General features: G+C 62.9%; 14 protein-coding genes. 3 read left to right on the forward strand and 11 right to left on the reverse strand.

Features of this window, described 5'->3' with window-relative positions; all coding sequences use genetic code 11:
* Positions 1-17 precede the first annotated feature (17 nt).
* From ACVI9W_RS22200 to ACVI9W_RS22220, 5 genes are all read right to left on the reverse strand, one after another.
* A complete protein-coding gene (locus ACVI9W_RS22200) occupies positions 18-1,982 on the reverse strand; it encodes an alkyl/aryl-sulfatase (RefSeq protein WP_461531216.1) in 1,965 nt (654 codons plus the stop codon).
* A gap of 104 nt (positions 1,983-2,086) precedes the next feature.
* The gene (locus ACVI9W_RS22205; protein ID WP_461531217.1) at positions 2,087-3,799 is read right to left on the reverse strand and encodes a diguanylate cyclase; all 1,713 of its coding nucleotides are present in this window, start codon (positions 3,797-3,799) and stop codon (positions 2,087-2,089) included.
* A gap of 85 nt (positions 3,800-3,884) precedes the next feature.
* Positions 3,885-5,321: a coniferyl aldehyde dehydrogenase gene (locus ACVI9W_RS22210; protein WP_461531218.1), complete on the reverse strand. Its 1,437-nt coding sequence runs from the start codon at positions 5,319-5,321 to the stop codon at positions 3,885-3,887.
* 3 nt (positions 5,322-5,324) lie between these two features.
* On the reverse strand, positions 5,325-6,944 hold the full coding sequence (locus ACVI9W_RS22215) for a GMC family oxidoreductase (protein WP_461531219.1): 1,620 nt from the start codon (positions 6,942-6,944) through the stop codon (positions 5,325-5,327).
* A 43-nt stretch (positions 6,945-6,987) separates the two neighbouring features.
* Positions 6,988-7,641 (reverse strand): OmpW/AlkL family protein, encoded by a 654-nt coding sequence (locus ACVI9W_RS22220; protein WP_461531220.1) that lies wholly within the window; start codon positions 7,639-7,641, stop codon positions 6,988-6,990.
* Positions 7,642-7,811: 170 nt separating this feature from the next.
* On the opposite strand from ACVI9W_RS22220, the gene ACVI9W_RS22225 reads away from it, so the two are divergent.
* On the forward strand, positions 7,812-8,861 hold the full coding sequence (locus tag ACVI9W_RS22225) for an AraC family transcriptional regulator (RefSeq protein ID WP_461531221.1): 1,050 nt from the start codon (positions 7,812-7,814) through the stop codon (positions 8,859-8,861).
* A 50-nt stretch (positions 8,862-8,911) separates the two neighbouring features.
* Here ACVI9W_RS22225 and ACVI9W_RS22230 read toward each other — a convergent pair whose 3' ends face one another.
* The 4 genes from ACVI9W_RS22230 to ACVI9W_RS22245 are packed head-to-tail and all read right to left on the reverse strand — an operon-like array spanning position 8,912 to position 13,043.
* A complete protein-coding gene (locus tag ACVI9W_RS22230; RefSeq protein ID WP_461531222.1) occupies positions 8,912-10,480 on the reverse strand; it encodes an FAD-binding oxidoreductase in 1,569 nt (522 codons plus the stop codon).
* An 11-nt stretch (positions 10,481-10,491) separates the two neighbouring features.
* Entirely contained in the window at positions 10,492-11,181 is a 690-nt protein-coding gene (locus ACVI9W_RS22235) for a hypothetical protein (protein WP_461531223.1), read from the reverse strand.
* Positions 11,182-11,194: 13 nt separating this feature from the next.
* Positions 11,195-11,530: a c-type cytochrome gene (locus ACVI9W_RS22240; RefSeq protein WP_157192086.1), complete on the reverse strand. Its 336-nt coding sequence runs from the start codon at positions 11,528-11,530 to the stop codon at positions 11,195-11,197.
* 37 nt (positions 11,531-11,567) lie between these two features.
* Positions 11,568-13,043 carry an aldehyde dehydrogenase family protein gene (locus ACVI9W_RS22245; RefSeq protein ID WP_461531224.1) on the reverse strand — a complete coding sequence of 492 codons (1,476 nt, stop codon included), beginning with the start codon at positions 13,041-13,043 and terminating at the stop codon, positions 11,568-11,570.
* A gap of 332 nt (positions 13,044-13,375) precedes the next feature.
* Between ACVI9W_RS22245 and ACVI9W_RS22250 the strand changes: the two genes are divergently transcribed.
* Positions 13,376-15,214 carry a sigma 54-interacting transcriptional regulator gene (locus tag ACVI9W_RS22250; protein ID WP_461531225.1) on the forward strand — a complete coding sequence of 613 codons (1,839 nt, stop codon included), beginning with the start codon at positions 13,376-13,378 and terminating at the stop codon, positions 15,212-15,214.
* A 16-nt stretch (positions 15,215-15,230) separates the two neighbouring features.
* Here ACVI9W_RS22250 and ACVI9W_RS22255 read toward each other — a convergent pair whose 3' ends face one another.
* Positions 15,231-16,154: a SphA family protein gene (locus tag ACVI9W_RS22255; RefSeq protein ID WP_461531226.1), complete on the reverse strand. Its 924-nt coding sequence runs from the start codon at positions 16,152-16,154 to the stop codon at positions 15,231-15,233.
* Positions 16,155-16,429: 275 nt separating this feature from the next.
* Complete coding sequence (locus tag ACVI9W_RS22260) at positions 16,430-17,308, reverse strand: helix-turn-helix domain-containing protein (RefSeq protein ID WP_038609764.1); 879 nt, start codon at positions 17,306-17,308, stop codon at positions 16,430-16,432.
* 166 nt (positions 17,309-17,474) lie between these two features.
* On the opposite strand from ACVI9W_RS22260, the gene pobA reads away from it, so the two are divergent.
* Entirely contained in the window at positions 17,475-18,662 is a 1,188-nt protein-coding gene (gene pobA / locus ACVI9W_RS22265; RefSeq protein WP_461531227.1) for a 4-hydroxybenzoate 3-monooxygenase, read from the forward strand.
* Positions 18,663-18,679: the final 17 nt, after the last annotated feature.

The raw sequence follows: 18,679 nt of genomic DNA on the forward strand, positions 1-18,679 counted from the left end.
CAAAGCCCGCAGGCGGCTCAAGGCGTCACGATATTGAACTGCGGACTGAAGGTGTCGAGGGTCGCCAGCAACTCGGCGATTTTCTTGCCGTTGCCTTCGACCTTGATCAAGCCTTTTTGCATCGCCGTGGGGAAATCCAGCTGTTTCAGGCTGACCTGCTCGAGAGTCGCCTTGCTCATGCTCAGGCCCGCATCAGCCTTGGGGTTGAGGCCCTCGCGGTGGGTCAGCACGCCGTTGCGCAGGGTCAGGTTGAAGGTCTGCTCGGGGTCGGTGAAGCGCCAGTTGAGGTTCAGGTCATGGCCGAGCGCCTTGTCGACATCCACGCGCACCGCCATGAAGTCGAAGAACATCTGCGGGGTCAGGGCGCGCACCATGTCGACCGACACCGAACTGCCGACCTGGCTCGGCACGCCGTTGCGCAGTTCCATGGCGCCGGTCAGGTAGATGTTGCGCCAGTTGGCGTTCTCGCTCTGATAACCCAGCTGCTCCAGGGCCTCGGCCTGGATGGTGCGTGCCTTGGCATTGTCGGGCTCGGCGAACAGCAATTGGTTACCCAGTTGTGCGGCCCAGCGGTACTCACCTTTGTCCATGGCGGCGCGAACCTTGCCCAGTACCGCCTCGCTACCGCCCATGGCTTCAACGGTCAGCCGGGCACTCTCCACCGGCGGCAGCGGGTTGAGGTTGGCCGGGTTGCCGTCGTAAAAGCCCATGTAACGCTGGTACACCGCACGTGAGTTGTGGCTCAGCGAGCCGTAATAGCCCTGGGTGTACCACTTGTTCTGCAGCTCACCCGGCAGTTTCTGCATGTTCTGGGCGATTTCCATCGGCGTCAGGCCCTGGTTGAGCAGGTGCAGGGTGCGGTCATTGAGAAAGGCATACATGTCGCGTTGATCGGCGAGCAAGGTACGCACCGATTCGGCGCCCCAGGTCGGCCAGTTGTGCTGGCCGAACAGCACTTCGGTCTTGTCGCCGTAACGACTCAGGCTGGCATCGAGGTACTGCGACCAGGCCTTGGCATCGCGCACCTGGGCGCCGCGTGGGGTGAGAATGTTGTGCATGGTCTGCGAGGCGTTTTCGGCAATGCCCAGGGCCTTGAACTGCGGCAGGTAGAAGTTCATTTCCGAGGGTGCTTCGGTGCCAGGGGTGAGCTGGAACTCGACATCAATACCGGCGATGCGGCGGGTCTCGATCGGCTTGTCGATCAGGTCGGTGGGCGCAATCAGGGTGATGCTGCCACCGATGGCCACAGCCTTGCCGATGGCGGCGTCGACCTGACCCTGGTCACCGCGCGGCAGGTACAGGCCGAACTGGTATTGGGCGCGGCGGCTCATGGCATTGCCGGCGTAGACGTTCTCGCTCATCACGTGTTCCATGAACCCGCTGGGGGCGAACACCTTGACCTTGCCGGCTTTGACGTCGGCCTCGTCGATCACGCCGCGCACGCCGCCGAAGTGGTCGGTATGGGTATGGCTGTAGATCACCGCCACCACCGGTTTGCGCGCACGGTTCTGGTAGTACAGATCGAGCGCGGCACGGGCGGTTTCGGCGGTGGTCAGCGGGTCGATGATGATCAGCCCGTCGTCGCCTTCGATGATGGTCATGTTGGCCAGGTCCAGGCCGCGTACCTGGTACAGCCCGGGTACCACTTCGAACAGCCCGGCATGGTTGTTCAGTTGAGCCATGCGCCAGAGGCTGGGGTTGACCGTGGCGGGGCTGTCCTTCTGCTTGAGAAAGTCATAGCTGGCCAGGTTCCAGATCGGCTTGCCGTTGGCATCCACGACTTGCCCCTTGAACGGTGCGATCAGCCCGCGGCTGACGGCGGCGAAATCGGCATCATTGCTGAACGGCCGCTGCTCGAGCATGGCGGCGTTGTTGGCGCGGGTTTGTTCGCTGGCGGGTTCGGCGTACACAGCCTGGCTTAGACAGGCGAGGGCGATCAGGCTCGCCAGATGCTTGCGGCGCAACTGCATGGGAAGGGGCATGGTGTCTCCGTTTTCTTGTGGTTATGGCACACCCCCCCGAGCTTAAGGTCCGGCTTTTGCTGGCCGACAAGCCGTCAACGACAAAATCCATGCACCGGCGCTACTCAGTCGCTGCTGACCACCCGGTTGCGGCCGGCCTTTTTCGCCGCATACAAACGCCGATCAGCAGTGGCCACCAGGTCCTCCAGGCCCTGGCAGCCATCGACGCGCAGTTCCGCCACACCGACCGATACGGTCAGGCGGATTTCCAGCGACGGTGCGCCGGCCAGCAGGGTGCCGGCTTCGGGCACGCACACCGATTGCGCGGTGGCGGCGCGCAGCTGTTCGGCCATCTGGGTGGCCTGGGCCAGTGAAGTATCAGGCAGCAGCACGCAGAATTCTTCACCGCCATAACGCACCACCAGATCCTGCGGCCGCACCAGCGCCCGGCACAGGGTGGCCAGGTGCTTGATCACCTCGTCGCCGGCGCTATGGCCCCAGTTGTCGTTGATGTGTTTGAAGCGGTCGATGTCGAGCATCCACAAGGCCAGCGGTTGATCCTCGCGCAGGCGCTGGAGCAAGCCGCCAAAGTCCGATTGCAGGCGTCGGCGGTTGGCCAGTTGGGTCAGACCGTCGACCAGGCCCATCTCGCGCAGTTGCCGGTTCAGGCGCAACTGGCCTTTGAACAGGCGATCGACGATGTACAGGGTCAGGGCCATCAACAAGCCCAGCAATGCCCAGACGCCAAGGAACAGAATATCGATCTGCGCGTGGACCGCCGCCCGCAGGTCGGCGGCGCTGATGTAACTGGTCAGCATCAGGTCGATGCCTTGCAGCTCACGGAATTGCAGGTAGCCCTGGTCAAGTTTCAGCGTGCCGTGGTCACGCTGGAACAGCATCGGGATCGACAGGCGCATGCTCGAGGCCGGCAAGCTGCTCAGCCAGTTGCCCGACAGCGATTTGAACGTCTGCTCACTGGAGGCGACCAGGCTGCCCTCGTCATCGATCAGCGCATGCTGCTCATCGCTTGCGGTGGTCTGGTAGAGGTAGTTCTGCAGCTTGGTCTGCGGCACGTCGTAGATCAATGCGCCGCGCATCACCGCATTGAGGTACACCGGGGTGCTCAGCAGTACGTGCGGCATGCTGCCCAGATTGCTGCCGGGCGGCGGATAGAAGGCGATGTCGAGGTCTTCGGCATTGGCGCGGTTCAAGTGCATCAAAGGCGAGCGGGTGAATTTGCGCAGGATCGGCTCCAACTGCTCGTCCCTGACTGCCGGGTAGGCGATGACGATGCCGGAGGTGGTCAGGAACAGGATGCGTGACAGATTGCTCTCACCTTGAAATTGTGCGGGCAACACCTGGCTCATCGCGTGTGCCAGGTGCAGGTCTTCTATCAATTGCTGGGGCTCGCGACTCAGGCCCGGAATATTCGCTAGCTGGGCATCGCCTATGGCCCGAACCGGTGCATCGGATTTTGGCACCGGCAGCTCCCAGAGCGGCTGCTGGCTGTTGCGCATCGCTGCGGCAATGGCCTCGTTACGGCGCATGGCGGGTTGAATGTGGGCCTCGATCAGCAGTCGCTCGGCGATATTGCGCATGAACTGCAGCTGGCTCTTGCCGTTGCTCACCACGGCCTCGATGGCCAGCGCCTGCAGGTGCAGATTGTGCTCGCGTTCTTGCAGTTCGCGTTGCAGCAGCTGGTAATACTGACGACCGGCGAGTACCAGGCTGATGGCGAAAGCGGCGAGAAAACACAGGATCACCGTGCGTCGCGGGTGTGCGCAAGCCATGGGCAGGAGCAGGCGAGATCGCGACGCGGACGGTGATTTCTGCTGCATCGGGCATATCCACTGCTAAGGGCGTGGTAATTATAGATCGAAGTCATCACTCCGCCGCCCGGTCGCACGCTAAGTCTGTCTGGGGCTATCGGGATTTACCCAGGTAGAACCTCAAGGCCAGACGTTGCACCCAGCGCCCATAGGGCGGGTAGAACAGTTGTGTGGGAAACCACCATTGGCGCTTGAACACCGCCTTGCCGTGGGATAGTGCGCGAAAGCCTTCCTGGCCATGGTATGAGCCCATACCCGAATTGCCCACGCCGCCGAAGGGCAGGTCGTGCTGGAACACATGCCAGACCCAGTCGTTCAGGGTTACTCCACCGCTATGGGTTTCATTCAGCACGCGCTCGGTTTGCCTGGCATCAAGGCCGAACGGGTAGAGGGCCAGCGGCCGCGGTCGTGCCTGAATGTAGGCAATGGCCTGGTCGAAGGTGGCGTACTCGATGACGGGCAGCAGCGGGCCGAAGATCTCTTCCTGAGCCACCTGCATGTCGTCGGTGACGGCGGTGATCACCTGCAACGGCAAGCGACGGGAAGTGTTGCTTGAACCATGGCAACTGAGGATCACCGCGCCCTTGGCCAGGGCGTCGGCCAGCAATGCCTGCAGCCGCAAGGCATGACGCTCGCTGATGATGCTGGTGTACTCGGTGCTTTGGGCCGGGTCCGGGTACAGACGTTCGAAGGCGTGCTTGAGTGCTTCGGCAAACACTTGGGCCTTGCCCTTGGGCACCAGCACATAGTCGGGGGCTACGCAGACCTGGCCGGCGTTGAAGCCCTTGCCATGGGCAATGCGCAAGGCCGCATCCTCCAGGTCAGCATCGGCACCGAGAAGCGCCGGCGACTTGCCGCCCAACTCCAGGGTCACTGGCACCAGATGCTCGGCTGCGGCGCGCATCACTTGACGCCCGACCTGCGGCGCCCCGGTGAATATCAGGTGATCGAACGGCAAGCCAGTGAATGCCTGGGCGCTGGCCAGCTGGCCGCCGAACACGGCTACCTGGTCTTCGTCGAATACCTCGGCGAGCATCTCTTGCAGCACCTGACGGCTGTGTGGCGCATATTCCGACACTTTGATCATTGCCCGGTTGCCGGCAGCCAGGGCTGCCACCAGCGGGCCCAGGGTCAGGTACAAAGGGAAGTTCCAGGTGCCGACGATACCCACCACACCCTTGGGCTGGTACTGGACCCAGGCCTGGTTGCCGAAAAACAGCAGTTCGGTCTTGCGCCGCTCGGCTTTCATCCAGCGCCGCAAATGGGCGATGGCGTGGCGTGCCTGCAGTACGGGGCCGAGCACTTCGATCTGGCGGGTTTCGAATGCCGCGCGGCCGCCGAAATCGGCTTCAAGGGCGCTGACAATGCGCTGCTGATAACCGCGCAGCACGGCGATCAGGCGTTTGAGGTCGTTCAGTCGACTGTTCAGCGAGGCGTAAGGTCGAGTGTTGAAGGCCTGGCGCTGACGCTGCAGCAACAGGTGCATGCGCTCGACTTCCTGGGTGTCGAAAGCGTGTGACAGATCATTCATGGCCTAGCCCTCCTGACGACTGCGCAGCAGCATGTCGGCGGCTTTTTCGCCAATCATGATGCTCGGTGCGTTGGTGTTGCCGCCAATCAAGGTCGGCATGATTGAAGCGTCGGCCACCCGCAGGCCGGCAATCCCGTGCACACGCAGCTGGTCATCTACCACTGCCAGTGGGTCGTGGCCCATCTTGCAGCTGCCCACCGGATGGTATTGCGTGTCGGCCCGGTTGCGGATGTCCTGCTCCAGGGCCTGGCGGTCATGCTGGTTCAGCGGGTACAGCGGTTTGCCGCGATAGGGCGCCAGGGGCGAGGCCTCGAGGATGGCACGCTGGATGTCTGCGCCACGCATGAGCACTTCCAGGTCTTGTGGTTCGCTGAAGAAACGCGGGTCGATCAACGGCGCTGCGCTCGGGTCACTGCTGGCCAGCTTGACGGTGCCACGGCTCTTGGGGCGCAGCAGGGTCAGGTGGCAGCTGAATCCGTGCCACGGCCGCAGCTTGCGCGCGTGGTCATCGACAATCGCCGGGACGAAGATCAGTTGCAGGTCAGGCATCGACAACCCGGGTTGGCTCCTGAAGAACGCCCCGGATTCGGCGAAAGGCGAGGTGACCAGGCCCTTGCGCTCGCGTTTCCACTGGGCCATGGCCTTGAGCATCTTCCAGCTGAACGTCGGTGAGAAGCCGAAGGTCTGGGTGTTGTTACTGCTGCGGTAGGTAAACACGTAGTCGATGTGGTCCTGCAAGTTCTGACCGACGCCAGGCAGTTCATGCGTGATGCGTATACCGTGCTTGTGCAGTTCCTGATGCGGGCCGATGCCTGAGAGCAAGAGCACCTGCGGCGAGCCGAAGCTGCCGGCGCTGAGGACCACCTCATGGCGAGCCTTGAGCACCACGCGTTGGCCGCCATGGCGCAGCTGCACCCCGACCGCACGGGCGGACTCGATCAGCACCCGTTCGACGGTGGCGCCAGTCAATACCTTGAGGTTGCGGCGCTGCAGATTCGGGGTGAGGTAGGCCTTGGCCGCGCTGCAGCGCTCACCGTTGCGCTGGGTGACCTGATACATGAATGCGCCTTCCTGCTCGGCACCGTTGTAGTCCGCGGTGCGCTGGATGCCATTGAGCTGGGCGGCCTGGATAAAGGCAGCGTTCAAGGTGCTCGGGCAGGACACCTCGGTAACGCTCAGCGGACCGTGCTGGCCATGGTAGTCATCGTTCAGGCTGTGGTTTTGTTCGGACTTGATGAAGTAAGGCAGCACGTCGGCATACGACCAGCCCTGGTTACCTTGCGCTGCCCAGTGATCGTAGTCGTGGCGGTGACCACGCACATACAGCATGGCGTTGATCGAACTGGAACCGCCCAGGGTCTTGCCCCGTGGTTGATATCCACGACGGCCGTTGAGGCCCGGTTGCACCTCGGTCTGGAAGGCCCAGTTGTTGATCCGCGTGGGCAGCATGGCAACCATGCCCACCGGAGCGTGGATCAGCACGCTGCTGTCAGTGCCGCCGGCTTCGATCAGGCAGACGCTGATGCTCGGGTCTTCGCTGAGGCGGCTGGCGATCACACAGCCTGCCGAGCCTCCTCCGACGACGAGGTAATCGAAGGTGCTGTTGATGGGGTCAGTGGTCATGTTCGGTGCTCCGTGACGTGTGCGGGCAAAGGCATATGAGCGCTCAGAAGTGATAGCCGATGGTCAGCGAATAGACGTCCGGGTCAGCCTCGACGTCGATCTTGCGCTTGACCTGGCCAATACCCGGGGTCTGGGTCTTGATGGTGGCGGTGGTGTCGATCCAGTAACGGGCGTAAGAGAAGCCGGCACTCCAGTTGCCGATCAGGGGTACTTCCACGCCGACCTTGGCCACGGCGCCCAGCGAGTCATCCATTTTGGAGGTGCTGGAGGTGCCGCCGAACGCAGTGTTGTAGGCGGCGGTCATCTTCTCTTCGCTGAACCAGGTGTAATTGACACCCAGTGCTACGTAGGGCTGCATGCCGAACACGTCGAAGTTGTAGGCCAGCAGCACCGCCGGAAACCATGCCCGGGCGCTGCCGACCTTGCCCAGGGGAGCGGCCGAACCCGCGCCGTCGAAATCGATCACCGGTGGTGCGCCGGCCTGCATCAGCAATGACCAGGGGCCGCCAAGCTTGCGTTCGTAGACCAGCGCCAGGGTGCCGCTGTCGCGCACCTCGGCCTGGACGTTGGCAGGGGTGGTGCCGGGCATGCCGGTCATGTCTGCGGAGTCGGTGTTGAACTGGATATCGGCATAGCCGATGCGCAGGATGTTGCGCGGCGCGTCGCTGGCCAGCGACGGGATTGGGATCAACGGCATGCAGGCGGCAAGCGCGGGAGCAAGCATTCGTCTCATGGAAGCCTCAGCTTTTATTGTTCTTGTCGAGTGGTGCTGCGGTGCTGATGCTGCAACGCTGTGTTGCGCGGCGGGAGGTTGTAATGCGCCAGTACGGGGGTTAATTTCTGCCATCGGTGAATGGAGATCCCCTGATGACTCAGCTGATCGTGGGCCTGTATGGCACCTCACAGGATGTTGCGCAGCACAACATGCTCGGCTTGCCTGCCCTGGTGGCCGAACTGCAGGCCCAGGGCGTGAGTGAGGCGGGGCTGCTGGACGGTACCGAGCTTTCGCTGGCACAAATGCAGGACCCCAACACACGGATCTCTCACCGGCAGAAAGTGGTGATTTTCGCCAACATGCGGCGCCTGATGCTGCATGCCGACAGTGGCCTGCGCGCCGGAGGGCGGCAACGCATCAGTGATTTCGGGATCTTCGGCTACGCCATGCTGAGCAGTGAAACCTTTGGCCAGGCCGTCGATTTCGGGATTAAGCACATACGCCTGTTGGGGCCGGTGTTCGAGAAAACCTTTCGCCGGGAAGGGGACGAAGGCATCTTCGTCGGTCAGGGTTTTTTTGCTCTCGGGGAACTGATGCCCCTGGCCACGGAGTTCTGGTTTGCCTCGATCCAGGCGCTGGTCCAGTGCGTACTGGAAAAACCCTTTCCTTCGGTTCGGCTGCTGTTGCCCTACCCACCACCGACCTACTGGCAACGTTATGAAGAGGTCTTTCGCTGCCCGGTGGAGTTCAACAGCGAGGTGATGGAGTGGCGCTTCTGCGCCTCGGTTCTGCAGCAGCCCTGCCCGAATGCCAACCCCATTACCTCGGCGATGTCGACGGGGTTCTGCCAGCAACTGTTTGCCAGCCTGCCGGATGAGGCAGACCTGATTGAAGCGGTGCGCCTTGCGTGCCTGAGCCGAACCGGACGCTTCCCCGGTGCCGACGCGGTGGCGGCCACCCTGGGTATGTCGACCCGCACCCTGCACCGGCGCCTGACCGAACATCAGCGTACCTATCAGGGTGTGCTGGATGAAGTGCGCTGCGCCTTGGCCATCGAGTTCTTGCAGAAAAGTGATTTGCCCATGGACGAACTGGCGGCCCAGGTCGGCTTTTCCGAGGCGGCCAACTTTCGCAAGGCGTTCAAGAAGTGGACCGGGCGGGCGCCGGGAGACTATCGCGCGGCCTTTCGCAGCGGCGAGTGAATTTGACTCATGTGCTCCGCCAGCCTGGCGCTGGCGGAGCGGTGAGGGGATCAGAACGGATTGTTCAGGTCGATGCCGGACTTGCCCGGGGCGAGGATGTTGTTCGGGTCGAGGGCGCGTTTGAGCGCGTGCTCGAGTTTGCGTTTGACCGGCCCGTAGCTTTGCGCAACGCGTTCCTGGAACGCGGTATTGACCCGGTAAACGGCGTAACCGTGCTGCTCGAAGACATCCAGCAACTCGGCGAAACAGGCGTTGGCGCGCTGGGTTTCCTCGGGGTTGGTGCGGTCGTACAGCACGTCGATGACATGGTGCATGTCGCGCCAGCCGACGATGAACTCACCGACATAGTCCAGGCCGTGTTTGTTGAGGATCTTTTTCGCCAGTGCCTGCTGTTTGTCGCACTCGCTGCCGCGTGCCTGACTGACCGGCGCGAACCACATCGAGCCGCCACCGCCACGCCAGTTGTACAGGCCGAACTCCTGCAGGTTGGGCACCCCGGACATCAGCTGCGCGCGGTACTTGAACGGCTGTGTGTCACCTGCCTCGTCCTCGGTGACGATACGGCCCTTGCCCAGTTGCTTGAGGGCGCCGGTGACGATCTGCCAGTTCACATCGACCTGTTCCTGGGTACCGTAGAGGGCGGCGTAGACGTTCCAGGCGCCGAGGTTCTTGTCTTTCTGGATCTGCTTGAGAATGGCGTCGGAAGTGGCGCCGGGCTCGGTGGTGTAGTCGCTGCGCCGGGTGTTGCAGGTCGAGGCTTCCCATAGCACGCCAGCGATCACTACCGAGTTGGGGATGACCTGGGCGATGCGCAACGGGCGGATGAATTCGACGATCTCGGCGATGTCCGATTCATTCTCGAACTTGATTTCAAACGGCTTGAACACCGGCGGCTTGGGCATCAGCCAGAAACCCATCTTGGTGCAGATGCCGTAGTTGGCCTGGGTGAACATGCCGTCGAGGGTCGGGCCGTAACCCCACTTGAACACCTGCCAGGCGTTGTCGCCTTTGACCCCGCCCATGCCGGTGCGATAGACGTCGCCATTGGCCAGTACCACTTCCATGCCGCATTGCATCAGGAAGTGTTCGCCATAGGGCGTGTAGCCGACGCCACGGTCCATGGTGTTGCCCAACGGCCCGGCAATCGCCGAGGGCGCGGAAAACGACAGCATCAGCGGCAGCTTGTGCTCCTGGATGTAGTCGTAGAGCTGCTGGTAAGTCACCCCGGGTTCGACCAGGGCGGTACACAGTTCAGGGTCGACGTGAAGGATCTTGTTCATTTTCTTCAGGTCGAGGATCACCTGGCCGCGCTGGCCGGGAGCGGCCGAGCCATAGCCGAAGTTGCGGCCGGTGGAGATGGTCCAGACCGGAATCTTGAACTGGTTGCAGATCTTCACCACGCCCTGCACCTGTTCCACCGTGGTGGCGGTGACGGCAGCGGCGGGCGCATGTTCGGCGTTGTCCACGGCCATCATGATCTTGTTGTAGGGGATCAGCTGATCGTCCTTGACCAGGACGTTGTCGTCGCCCAGCAGGGCGCGGAACTGCGCCAGGGCTTGCTCGAAACGGGCGGCATCGACGCCGCGGGGCAGCAGGGTATTGGCGGTTGCTTGGCTCATGTGGGAATCCTTCAGACTGCGATCGAGAACGACACATAGGTGCCGGTCAGTGCCGAGGGGCGGCTGGCAAGCAGCGGCGCCTGGCCGGTGTCGGTGCTGCCGAGTACGGCGAGGGCGTAACCGAGAGTGGCCGCCCATTGGTCGCCAGCCACGCCGCGCTTGGCGCTGGCCAGTTGCAAGGTCGGCGCCGGGCTGTGCAGGCGCTGCTCGTGCAGGCTGAAACCCTGGCCGCAGGCATGCAGTTGCTGGCCCAGCTGCAACGCGCAACCGTGGGAGGCCTGGGCGCTGAGCAGGCGGTGGCGTGATTGCCCGGCATGGGTGCTGTGCTGGCCCAGCCACTGCACGCGTGCGCCGGCGCTACGCGCCAGGTCGACGATCAGCGCAGCGCTGGCATCGTCGAGCAGGCCGATCAGGCGCTGCGCTTGGCCGTTGGCAAGGCGCTGCTGCAGCTCAAGCATGACTGCCAGCTCCAGGCCTGCGGGTATCACCTGCAGCTGCGGGGCGGCCGGGCTAGCCTGCAGACCCTGGACAAAGGCCGAGCGGGCGACCTCGGCACTGACCAGCGCCAGGCTCGCGGCCTGGGCGTGAGCGGAGCGGCCCAGCACGCTGTTGGCCAGGCTCAGGCTGGAACTGCTCAGGGCAACACCGGCCAGGCCGCCAATGGCCATGCCCTTGAGCAGCGAACGACGTTCGACATTCATCATCACAGCACCCTCAAGGCTTGGCCGCTGGCGCGGGGGATTTGGAGAGGTAGTCGCCGACCTGTTGCAGGGCGTTGTCGTCGATGAACGAAGCGGGGAAGGCAGGCATGGCACGAAACCCGTTGCGCACGATGGCGCTGATGTAGGCCGCGGGCAGCTGCCGGCCTTTGAGCTGCGGGCCGACCTGGCCTTCATGGCAGTGGCCGCAGACTTTCGCATAGACATTCTCGCCGCCTTTCCACACCCCGTCGCCATCGGCGGCGGCAGTGCCGGCTAGCAGGATCAAGGGCAGGGCAAGGCAGGTGGTGACGGTCCGTCGCACAGCCTGGCGGTTGGGCAGTAGGGACATTGCGGACTCCTTATTGTTATGGGGGTAGGTCAGGCAATCAGAACGGGTATTGGCGCGGCTGGTGCTGCACGGTGATCCAGTGGTCGGTGGTGAACTCTTCGATCGCCCAGTCACCGTTGAAACGCCCCAGCCCGGAGTTTTTCTCGCCGCCGAACGGGGCGTTGGGCTCGTCGTTGACCGGGATGTCGTTGATGTGGCTCATGCCGGCGTGCAGGCGTTGGGCGAACTGCACCGCACGTTCCAGGCTGGCGCTGAACACCGCGCTGGACAGCCCGTATTCGCTGCGGTTGGCCAGCTCCAGGGCATGTTCGGCATCGCGTGCAGCCTGGATACCCACCAGCGGGCCGAAGATCTCGTCGTGGGCGATGTTCATCTCGGCGCTGACGTTGCCGAACACATGCGGCGGCAGCACGTTGCCCTTGGCCTGGCCACCGAGCAGCAGCCGGGCACCTTCGGCCTGCGCGGTGGCAATCTTGTCTTGCAGGCCTTCCAGCTGCCGGGCGTTGATCACCGGGCCGATCACCGTGCCGGGCAGGTTCGGGTCGCCGCAGGGCAGGGCCTTGACCCGCTCGACAAAGCGTTGGGTGAACGCTTCGAGCAGTGGCTGCTCGACGATGATGCGGTTGACCGCCATGCAGATCTGGCCCTGGTGCAGGAACTTGCCCACCACCGCGGCATGGACGGCCTGTTCCAGGTCGGCATCGGCCAGGACCACGAACGGGCTGTTGCCGCCCAGTTCCAGCGCCAGGTGCTTGAGGTGCTCGCCACCGCTGGCGATACGGCCGATGTTGCGCCCGACCTGGGTCGAACCGGTAAACGAGATGAACGCAGGCACCGGGTGTTCGACAAAGGCGTCACCGATCTCGGCACCGGCACCCACCACCACGCTCAGCGCACCGGCTGGCAGGCCGGCCTCTTCGAAGATGCGTGCCAGCAGCAGGCCGCCGCTGACCGGCGTGTCGCTGGCCGGCTTGACCACCACGGTATTGCCCAGGGCCAAGGCCGGTGCCAGGGAACGGGCGGTCAGGTGCAGGGGGAAGTTCCACGGGCTGATCACCCCGACTACCCCCAGTGGCTTGCGGTACACCCGGCTTTCCTTGCCGGGAATGTTGGAGCTGACAATGCGCCCGTGGACGCGGCTGGGCAGGCTTGCCGACTCCAGGGTGATGGCGCGGGCGGCGCCCCATTCGATCTGGGCCTTGATCCGGGTGCTGCCGGACTCGCGGATGATCCAGTCGATGATTTCCTCACGACGCTCATCGAAGATGCGCACGGCCTGGAGCATCACCTGGCTGCGCGCGGCGGGGGACTGTGCGGCCCAGTCAGGCTGGACCTGACGGGCGCTGCGGTACGCCGCGTCGAGGTCGTCGCGGTTGGCCATGGGAATCTGCAGCAGGGTCTGCTGGTTGAACGGGTCGACTACCGTCAGCGCGCGCTCGGCGCTGCCAGCACGCCAGTGTCCGGCCAGCGGCTGCAGGTGAAGGTTCTGGTAGGCAGGGCGGGTAGGGGTCATCGGTTTCTCTCTTATTGTGTCGAAAAGGTTTCGATGAACAGCCCATAGCTACTATCGTGCCATGTCGTTTTAATGGTTAAAAATATATATAAAACAAATAGTTATATTGTTTTTGTATGAGGGCTTGGAAAGCGCTGACAGCAGCAGGTGCGAAAATTTATGCAGAGAAGTCGCCGAATGCAGAAAGCTCGACGCAGGTGCCGCCAAGGAAAAAATCCGGGCGGTAATCGGTCATTTGCGCGCCTGGACGTTACCCTTGGCCTGTTGGCTGATTGACCGGGCCGAGGTGGGGGGCATACTGCAAGCCTTACCTTCTGCCTTTGGTATTGCCTATGACTACTACAACACCTGGCAAGCCTGGCCGTACCGTCGATGAAGCGTTTTTCCGACAGGTACTGGGCCGCCACAAAAGCCTGATCGTCGACCGCACCAACCAGTTCGGCGCCACTGGCCTGCCTTCGGCCGAACAGCTGGCGCAGTCCGTGGCGTTCGCGCCGCAGGACGGCAGTATCTGGCTGTGTGGCCAGCGCATGATGCTGCTGCAAGGCTCGGCCTTCGGCGCCATTCGCCGTGAACTGATCGAGGCCCTGGGCCTGGACAAGGCTCGCGGTCTGCTCACCCGCATTGGCTGGCAGGCGGGCGCGCGCGATGCCGCCCAGGTCAGCGAGCAGTGGCCCGAGGGCGATCACGCCAGCCTCTACAGTGCCGGCCCGCGCCTGCACATGCTCGAAGGCATGGTCAATGTCGAAGTCGTGCGCTTTGAGATCGATTCGGGCATCGGCCACTTTTATTCCGAGTTTCTCTGGCACAACTCCCTGGAGGTCGATGAGCACATCGCCGCCTACGGCCTGGGCGGGGAGCCAGCGTGCTGGATGGAGATCGGCTATGCCAGCGGCTACGCCTCGTCACTGCTCGGGCGCCTGGTGGTGTTTCGCGAGCTGCAGTGCCGGGCCATGGGCCATCCGGCATGCCGCATCGTCGGCAAACCGGCAGAGCAGTGGGAAGACATCGATGTCGACCTGGCCTACCTGGACCCTGGCGACTTTCTCAGCCGCAGCACTTATACCTCGGCAGTCGACACCCGTGTCGCCGAGCTCGACGTGCCAGCCGACGGCAAGCAACTGGTGGGTATCTCCGCCAGCTTCGTCGCCGCCAGCCAGTTGTTGCAGCGCGTGGCGCCGACCCAGGCCACGGTGCTGTTGACCGGTGAGTCCGGGGTGGGCAAGGAACTGTTCGCCCATACCTTGCACCAGGCCAGCCGGCGTCAGCACACACCGATGGTGGCGCTGAATTGCGCAACCCTGCCGGAAAACCTGGTCGAGGCCGAACTCTTCGGTGTCGAACGCGGCGCCTTCACCGGTGCCGAGCGTTCGCGGCCCGGGCGTTTCGAAAGGGCCAATGGCGGTACGCTGTTCCTCGATGAGATCGGCACCTTGAGCCTGCATGCCCAGAGCAAGATTTTGCGCGCGCTGCAGGAGGGCGAGATCGAGCGAGTTGGCGGCACGTCGTCGATCCAGGTCGATGTGCGGGTGATTGCCGCGACCAATCTCGACCTGCGCAAGGAGGTCGAAGCGGGGCGTTTTCGTGAGGACCTGTTCTATCGCTTGAACGTCTTCCCCATTCACTTGCCCCCGCTGCGCGAGCGGCGCGAAGACATTCCGTTGCTGATGAGCTATTTCCTGCGGCGCTTCAGCCAACGCCACGGCCGGCAGTTGGCGGGCTTCAGCATGCGTCTGGTCAATGCGCTGTTGACCTATCGTTTCCCCGGCAATATTCGCGAGCTGCAGAACCTGGTGGAGCGCGGGGTGATTGCCGCCAGCGATGGTGAGGTAATTGATGTGGTGCACCTGGCCGAGGCCGGCGCGCCGTTGATTGACTCGGCCATCAGCCTGACCGCCGAGGGGCGCCTGGCCCTGGATAGCGCTGCACCTCGGGCCACCGTCAGGGACACTGAAACAGAGCAAGGCCAGAGCGCAACTGAAGCCCCGGAACTCGCCAGCCTGCAGGCCTTCTTCGCCGGCCAGGAGCGGGTGCTGGGCACCTCGCTGGAGGAAATCGAGCGACGCCTGGTGCGTCTGGCGCTGGACCGCTCGGGCGGCAACGTGACAGCGGCGGCACAGATGCTCGGTATGAGCCGGGCCCAGGTCAGCTACCGGCTCAAGGGCAGCTGACCCGGATGGCTGAGGGTTAAAGCGGCGTGGTGAACTTGAACCAGTAAGTCTGGCCCTCGGCGCGGTTGCGTACGCCGGATTCGTCCTGCCATTTGGCGCTGAACATCCAGCCTTGCTTGCTGCTGTATTGCACGGCGGGGCCGATCGAGAACGAGCGCCCGCGGTTGCCGTCACTGGCCTCGACCAGGGCGGCGGCTGCGCAATCGCCGGCGCTGCACTTGTCGTCGCTGACCTGCTGGTAGGCATGCCCGCCAACCCCCAGTACCCAACCGTTGCCCAGGCCCCAGCCGAGGGTGTAATCGGCGTGCAGCTCGCGGCCCGACTGATAGTCGGTGGCCTTGTTCTCGAAGTTGTAGTCGTACATCAGGCGCACATCGGCATTCAGTCCGGCGGGGTCGAGGTAGGTCATCGCCAGCACGCCTTGCACCGTGTAGTAGTGGTTGCCGAGGTTGATCAGATCATCCTTGTCGTACTCGCTGGCCGTGGGCAGGACGAAGTCGACGCCGGTGGCGATGTGCAGCTTGTCACTGGGGTGAAAGCCGATCACCGGCCCCAGATGGGCGTCACCGATGCCGCGCTTGTGATCGTGCGGGCCGCCCTTGACGTTCAGGCGCATGTCATTGAGCGGCAGCAGGGCGTGAAAGCCCAGGTCGCCGCCAAACACTTTCTGTTCCGTAACCCAGACGAAACGCGGTACCAGCGTGGTAACACGCAGGTCGATATCGGCGGCCTTGTCACCGCTATTGTCGCGCAGGCTGTCGGCCAGGTAATTGCCAACGAACAGCTGACCGTAGGTGCCCGGTGGCGGCAGGATACCCATGCCATAGAGCTCGATGCCCATGGGCCAGGAGGAGATGCCGCCTTCGGTGGCCTGGGCCTGCCAGGTGGAGGTGGCCAGCAGCAGGCTGGCGGCGAGGTGCAGCGGGGCGCGTTTGAACATGAGAGGGTCAACCTTATTGTTATGGGTACGGCGCCGTGCAGCGCCTGCACGGGCCCTCTCAAGTTCTGTGCCAGATTTATATTCTTTATATATCAATCGCTTACTGAATTTGTCCGGCTGTGTATGTGCTGTGTTGTTAGTGTTTGTTAAGAAATTTCAGCAGGTTGTAGAAAAGTCGGGAGCGCTTTGGCCCCTCCTCGGTGGGAGCGGGCTTGCCCCGCGAAGCGATGTGGCTGACAGATCGCAATCGCGGGGCAAGCCCGCTCCCACAGCAATCACGACACCCCGGCCTGGCGAAACGCATTCGGCGTCTGCCCGCAGAGACGACGGAAAAAGCGCGAAAAGTAGGTCGGGTCACTGAAGCCCAGACTGTCCGACAGCTGGCTGATGCTCATGTTGGTGTAGATCAGGTTGCGCCGGGCTTCGAGCAGCAAGCGCTGGTGAATGATCTGCAGTGCGGTCTGCCCGGCAAGTTCACGGCAGAGATTGTTCAGGTGCACGCTGGAGACACCCAGGCGATGCGCGAACAACTCGACCGACAGGTGTTCGCGGTAGTGCTGTTCGACCAGCTTGATAAAGCGCGCAAGCAATTGCTGATTACGCTCGTCACGGTTGCTCGACAGGGTGTTCTGCTGGCTGCGGCGGCTGATCCAGACCATCAGTGAAGTAACCAGCGAATGCAGCAGCAGCTCGCGTGCCGGGGCGCTGCCTTCGTATTCCTGGTGCAACACCCTGATCAGGGTGTGCAAGGCGCGGCGGTCTGCGCCCAGCCGATAACAGCCCGTCGAGGCCAGCACCGTGAGCGGTGCACCTAGCTGCGCTTCCAGTTGCGCCACCAGTGGTGCGCCGAGGGTCAGCACGTAGCCATCGATGTCTTCGGAAAACTGAAAGCCGTGGACGGTCATCGGCGGGATCACCTGTATCGCCGCTTCGCGCACTGTGTTGCGCCGCCCTTCAAGCTCGATCACGGCCTGGCCGCGACGCACATACAACAGCTGAAACAGGTCGGCATGGCGATGCGCTTTGATCTCCCAGTGGTGCAGGCTGCTGCGTTTGGGGATCGATTCACAGTGCAGCAGGTCGGGCGTCGGCCAGGCCTGGCTTTCGCCATACAGCTTGAACACGGGGATTCTGGGGAGGCTGGATCTTGTCATTGTGGGCCTGTCCGATAATCGAACTGTATTTGTAAAAGTGCAATTCGCAGGAGGAATATCACCTTTTTATCCGATTTTTGTCAGCAAAAATGCAGGGGCACACAACAACAATAGCTGCCAGGCGCTCGCGTCCCCAAGCCTGGAGCCCCAAAGCGAGACAAGAATAATGAGAACTCAGGTAGCCATTATCGGTGCCGGCCCCTCGGGCCTTCTGCTGGGCCAGCTGCTGCACAAGGCTGGCATCGACACGGTGATCGTCGAACGTCAGACCCCGGAGTATGTACTCGGGCGCATCCGTGCCGGTGTGCTCGAGCAAGGCACCGTCGATCTGCTGCGTGAAGCCGGTGTGTCCGAGCGCATGGACGCTGAAGGCCTGGTGCACGATGGCGTCGAACTGTTGGTGGGCGGCAAACGCATTCGCGTCGACCTCAAGAAGCTGACCGGCGGCAAGACGGTGATGGTCTACGGCCAGACCGAAGTCACCCGCGACCTGATGCAGGCTCGTGCAGTCAGCGGCGCGCCGATCATCTATGCGGCCGACAATGTGCAACCGCACGAGATGAAAGGCGAGCAACCCTACGTCACCTACGAGAAAGACGGCCAGACCCATCGCATCGATTGCGATTACATCGCCGGTTGCGACGGCTTCCACGGGGTGGCGCGCAAGAGCATTCCCGAAGCCGTGCTGACCCACTATGAGCGCGTCTATCCTTTCGGCTGGCTGGGACTGCTGTCCGACACTCCGCCGGTCAACCATGAACTGATCTATGCCCATCACGACCGTGGCTTTGTGCTGTGCAGCCAGCGCTCGTTGACCCGCAGCCGTTATTACCTGCAAGTGCCGCTGACCGATCACGTAGACGACTGGTCGGACGAGCGCTTCTGGAACGAGCTCAAGGCGCGCTTGCCCGAGGAGGTTGGTGAACGCCTGGTCACCGGCCCCGCGCTGGAAAAAAGCATCGCGCCGCTGCGCAGCTATGTGGTCGAACCGATGCAGTACGGCAAGCTGTTCCTGGTCGGTGACGCCGCCCACATCGTCCCGCCTACCGGCGCCAAAGGCCTGAACCTGGCGGCTTCGGATGTCTGCTATCTGTATCGGATCCTGGTCAAGGTCTATCGCGAGGGCCGTACCGACCTGCTTGATAGCTACTCGGAACTGGCCTTGCGCCGGGTCTGGAAAGGCGAGCGCTTCAGCTGGTTCATGACCAACCTGCTGCACGATTTCGGCGAGCACAAGGACGCCTGGGATCAGAAGATGCAGCAGGCTGACCGTGAGTACTTCTTCAACTCGCACGCCGGTCTGGTCAACATCGCCGAGAACTACGTGGGCCTGCCGTTCGAAGACATCGAATAAGCGAAGGAGGGTGGAGC

Source organism: Pseudomonas sp. 210_17 TE3656 (assembly GCF_054821965.1).